The organism is Leptolyngbya sp. AN02str, from assembly GCF_050565595.1.
Taxonomy (GTDB): domain Bacteria; phylum Cyanobacteriota; class Cyanobacteriia; order Elainellales; family Elainellaceae; genus Kaiparowitsia.
Map to the genome: position 1 here is coordinate 1 of NZ_JBNXVR010000083.1, position 4,489 is coordinate 4,489.

A 4,489-nucleotide genomic window follows, 5' to 3' on the forward strand; every position below is an offset into this window, starting at 1 on the left:
CCGCAGTCCGGTCAATTGCTTCGCCAACATCCTGTGTGGGCTGATTGCCTATTGCCACCAGCCGAAGAAGCCTGCTCTGAGATTAGATTGGGCTTTGTCTCCTGCGGCTTAACCATAACTGAGGTTACGAGAGGACTTTTCCCGAACAGTCGCAATATGAATGATAATGTCGACATCGGGCAATATTGAGCTGCATCATATCAATTACATTAGCCCTTCATCCACCTCAGGATCAGGGATCAATGCCTCAGCATCTTGGAATCGCTTGACCCGGCTGCTGACCAAGCCAATCATGATGATACCAACTGCATTTATGGCGTACAAAAGGGCAATACCGCTGCCAGCGCCTGTGCCAATTACAGTTCCAACAGTGGTTGTTAGCCATCCTTCGGCTCGCAGGGCGGGTTCAAAAACTTGATCTGCCAGGAGCCCGGCACTGATTCCGGCTGAGGCTTCAATAACGATGCCAATCAGGTAATCGGCTGCAAAGACTCGTCCTTGAAAATTGGGCGGAACTTTGGCATACCATACGGCCATGTAGGAGCTAAAGATGAGGGGACTGTGCAGGGAGGTGGTAAACCGGGCGATCGCCCATATTCCAATTCCGCGTCCTAGTCCCAGTGCTAGTTCACTCACGCCCATGCCAATAAAGCCAACAATCATACCTGAGATGCGGTGACGGAAGCCACCCCAAATACTGAGTGCGATCGCACCAATGACTCCTCCGATCCCGGATGCGGCGACGACAAGCCCCAAAGTTTGCGCATTGCCCCCTGTTCTGGCCAGAATCATGGGTTGATACAGGACTTCCCCCATTTGATGGAGAAACGCAAAGGAAGACATTACAACTACCATGGCCAGCAAACTGGGCTGGGCGGCAATATATCGAAACCCAAAGGTTGCCTCTTGCCAGGGATTTTGGGGTTGTGGTGAGTCAGGGCTTGGTTGTAACCGGCGTGTTGTTTGTGGGATGGGCACTAGAAACAGCGTTACCATAGCGATCGCAAATGTCCCCATATCAACAGCTGTAATGCCCAATAGCCCGACCCTGGGATACAGCAAACCGGCAAGGGCCGGAGAGAGAATTCCAGCAGCATAGCTCACTATCGTACCCAAGCTACTGGCACGAGCATGATGCTGCTTGGATACGATTAAGGGAACTAGCGTGGAATAGGTGAGGGATTGAATATTTCCAAAGCAACCAATGATAGCCGCAATGAGATAAATATGCCAAAGTTGTAATGCTTGGAATGCGGCTAAGATTCCAACTGCAATGGTGCAACCCGCTGCGGCAATATCGCTAAAGATGAGCAATCGTTTGCGAGAAATTCGATCGACGAGGATACCAGAAAACAAAGATATGGCAATTTGTGGAAGTTGATAAAACACCAGGATCAGCGCGATCGCAGTGGCTGACTCAGTTTGCTGCCAGACCCAAAGGGTGAGCGCAAAATAAGTCATGCTGCTGCCGACGGAAGATACAAGCTGACCCAGCCAGAGAATGATAAAGATACGCACAGCTACATAAAGTCAGTTTTACTGGACTTACGCATTTTTGTTGTATGTGGGATGAGAAGCACCCCCCCCAACAAAAACAGACTAGATTTGGTGGCTAGATTGGGGGAACATGCGTAAGCCCTAATTTAGTCAGGTGGCAGTAATTGCCTTTGAAGTTCATTGAGATAGAGTTCCGTGCCGATTGGCCCTGGTAACCCTAAACAGACATAGGCCGGAATGAAAGTAACTTGCCCCGCTTTACTGGCATCTAAAGATTGAGCGATCGCACTCTTTTTCCATGCCTGTTGAAAGCGGGTTAATTGGTGTTGCTGAAAGCTGCTGGGATCGGTTGCACTGCCCAGAGCAGCAAAATCAACCCCAAACAACATCACCCAGTCTGCCTGGTTCATTTGGGGAATTTGCTCTAGAGAAATTGGCAGAGAGGATTGCAGGTTGGCGGGATCGATATTGGGTGGATAAACCAGCTGAAACCCCAAATCCTCGACTAAAGCAGCACAGTAATTTTCTTGCGGAGTAAACAACCGAACTTCACTCATATCTGTTGAAGACATCATCAATACCTTGGGATGGGCCGCCACAACTGGGGCAAGGCGTTGCCGTGCCTGGTCTATGGTTTTCTGCATTTGGTTTAAGCTTGCTTCCGCCTGTGCAGTTTGATTGAATGCTGTGGCGATCGCTCTCAGGTTATTCTCGGTATCAAACCAGTCGAGCAGTAAAGTTGGGGCAATTTGAGAGAGGGCTGCATATTGACCATCGTTTAAGAAACTCGGGCCAAGAATTAAATCGGGTTGGCTTCTCACCAGAGATTCTAGATTGGGCGTGTAGTTCAGCCCTACATTGATAGGACGGGTTGTAATGCGATCGCCCAAATAGGGAATTTGTTGGGCGGGATTGTCATAGTCTTGGGTGTGAAACTGAATGTGGTCGGCAAAGCCAACGGGCTGAATGTCTAGAACGAGCAACAGTTCCAGCAGATTTGGCCCTAACACCACAACCCGTTTTGGCTGTCCACAAACTTCGGTTTGCCCTTTTTGATGATCAATTGTGCGGCAGTCCGTTGATGTATCACCCGGCGTATCGAGCCTGGGGGTTGAATGATCTCCTGACGGAGCGATCGCACCACAAGCACTCATCACCCCTGCCATGAGCAAGGTGATGAATAAACGTTGAATTGGGCCTTGAATTGGGTTCTGTTGAGCCATGGGTGTGAAACCTGAAAATGCTCTGTCGTATCGCTGGAGTGACTGGGGCGATCGCGGTTGATGCGCTAGGTGATGAGCCTCACACCTGAGACTCATCACCTAGCCGGATGCTTGAACATGGTTTGGTTCAACCAACTTTGCGATCGCTGTAGAACGAAGTGCAGGGCACAGCCCCCATCCCCAATATCCGAACCATTTTGGAAGTTGCTAGCTTTCAAAAGCTGACTGAAATTGAGCCGACGATCGCTCGAGGACTCCCCGGTCTAATGCCTGTATTGCGATTAAAACCAGTTGCACTGGTGATGTAATCCACATCAAATAGATTATTCACATTCAGTGCAAATCGCCAGTTATCCCGACGGTAGAACAGGGCTGCATTGGTGAGGAAATAATCACCCAATTCAAAATCATTGTTGAGATTTCCCAAACGATTGCTGACATAGTTGACCCCCAAGCCAACCCCCAATCCTTGTAAATCTCCAGATTGAATGGTGTAGGTAGACCACAATCCTGCACTATGCCTGGGCGCGTTGACCAAACGATTGCCAATCGGGATGACATTATCTTCCGTTACCCTGGCATCGGTGTAGGCATAAAAGCCAATGACATTCCAGCCCGGTGAAATTTCGCCCACAACATCCAGCTCAATTCCCTGGCTGCGCTGGGCGCCAGTTGCGGCGGATGCTCCCGTTAGGGGATCAACCACCGTTGCCACATTGCGTTTGGTGATGTCAAAAAAGGCTAACGTGGCCAACAAATTGCCGTCTAATAATTCTGTTTTAACGCCAACCTCAAATCCTTCTGAGGTTTCGGGTTCTAAAAAGTCACCATCCACCCCTTGTGCAGATATTGGAACAAAGGATTGGGCATAGCTGGCGTAGAGGGATACATTGTCGACGGGGCGATACACCACGCCGAAACGCGGAGACCACGCTGTATCGGCACGTCTCGTATCTTCTGCAACATTTCGGAAGATGACGCTGTCATACCGCAGCCCACCAACTAGCGTAATGCGATCGCCAATGGCAATTTGGTCTTGCAAGAAAACACCCAGGCGATCGTATTCCGTATCAAATGGGGTGAAGGGCGTGAGCCCACTCAGGTCGGGTCGAGGAAAGCCATACTCCGGATCAAAGATATTGAGCGGGGATGGAGAAGAAAAGTCAACCCGGGTAAAGGCTTCGTCAAACCGATTGAGGTTGAAATCGACCCCCACCAAGAGGGTGTGATCAATGGTTCCTGTGGCAAATTCTCCGACGACACTGGTTTGCAAGGAGTAATCATCGGATCGGTAGCGACGATCGGCAGGGTAACGAGTGACAATGCCTGTGGCATCATCTACTGAGAACGGGAGAAAGGTTTGTATGTTGTAGTCTTGGGCAACGTAACGAAAGGCATTGCGTAATGTCCAATCTTCATTAAACTGATGTTCCAGGTTATACCCAACCGTCAACGACTCCGTCTGACGGAAATCATCGGGTTCATTCACACTTCGATCAGGAGGGATATCCGCAACGCGATCGCCAATGGCAACCAAACCTGTATCAAACGGAGCTTGGTCATCTAAATACTCCAGCGATAGAGAAAGCGTTGTGCGATCGCTTATATCCCAGGCCAGAACGGGAGCCACAAAAACTCGTTCATAGGTAGGGTTTGCTGAAAAAAGCAGCAAAGGTTTACAGTGCCTAGTTTTCAAGCGAGATCAAGTCTGCTAAAGTGCAAAGAAAAAGTGTAAAACCTCTCAAAAACCTTGCACGAGCTTGCCGATG

General features: G+C 49.6%; 3 protein-coding genes and 1 pseudogene. 1 reads left to right on the plus strand and 3 read right to left on the minus strand.

Annotated features, from left to right (window positions below; all coding sequences use genetic code 11):
- Window positions 1-112 (plus strand): annotated as a pseudogene (locus ACQ4M4_RS28625) (IS982 family transposase); the annotation flags it as partial.
- Window positions 113-204: 92 nt separating this feature from the next.
- On the opposite strand, the gene ACQ4M4_RS28630 reads toward ACQ4M4_RS28625, so the two are convergent.
- From ACQ4M4_RS28630 to ACQ4M4_RS28640, 3 genes are all read right to left on the minus strand, one after another.
- Complete coding sequence (locus tag ACQ4M4_RS28630; RefSeq protein WP_430687875.1) at window positions 205-1,518, minus strand: MFS transporter; 1,314 nt, start codon at window positions 1,516-1,518, stop codon at window positions 205-207.
- A gap of 125 nt (window positions 1,519-1,643) precedes the next feature.
- Entirely contained in the window at window positions 1,644-2,720 is a 1,077-nt protein-coding gene (locus ACQ4M4_RS28635; protein ID WP_430687876.1) for an ABC transporter substrate-binding protein, read from the minus strand.
- A 214-nt stretch (window positions 2,721-2,934) separates the two neighbouring features.
- On the minus strand, window positions 2,935-4,416 hold the full coding sequence (locus ACQ4M4_RS28640) for a TonB-dependent siderophore receptor (protein ID WP_430687877.1): 1,482 nt from the start codon (window positions 4,414-4,416) through the stop codon (window positions 2,935-2,937).
- Window positions 4,417-4,489 lie beyond the last annotated feature (73 nt).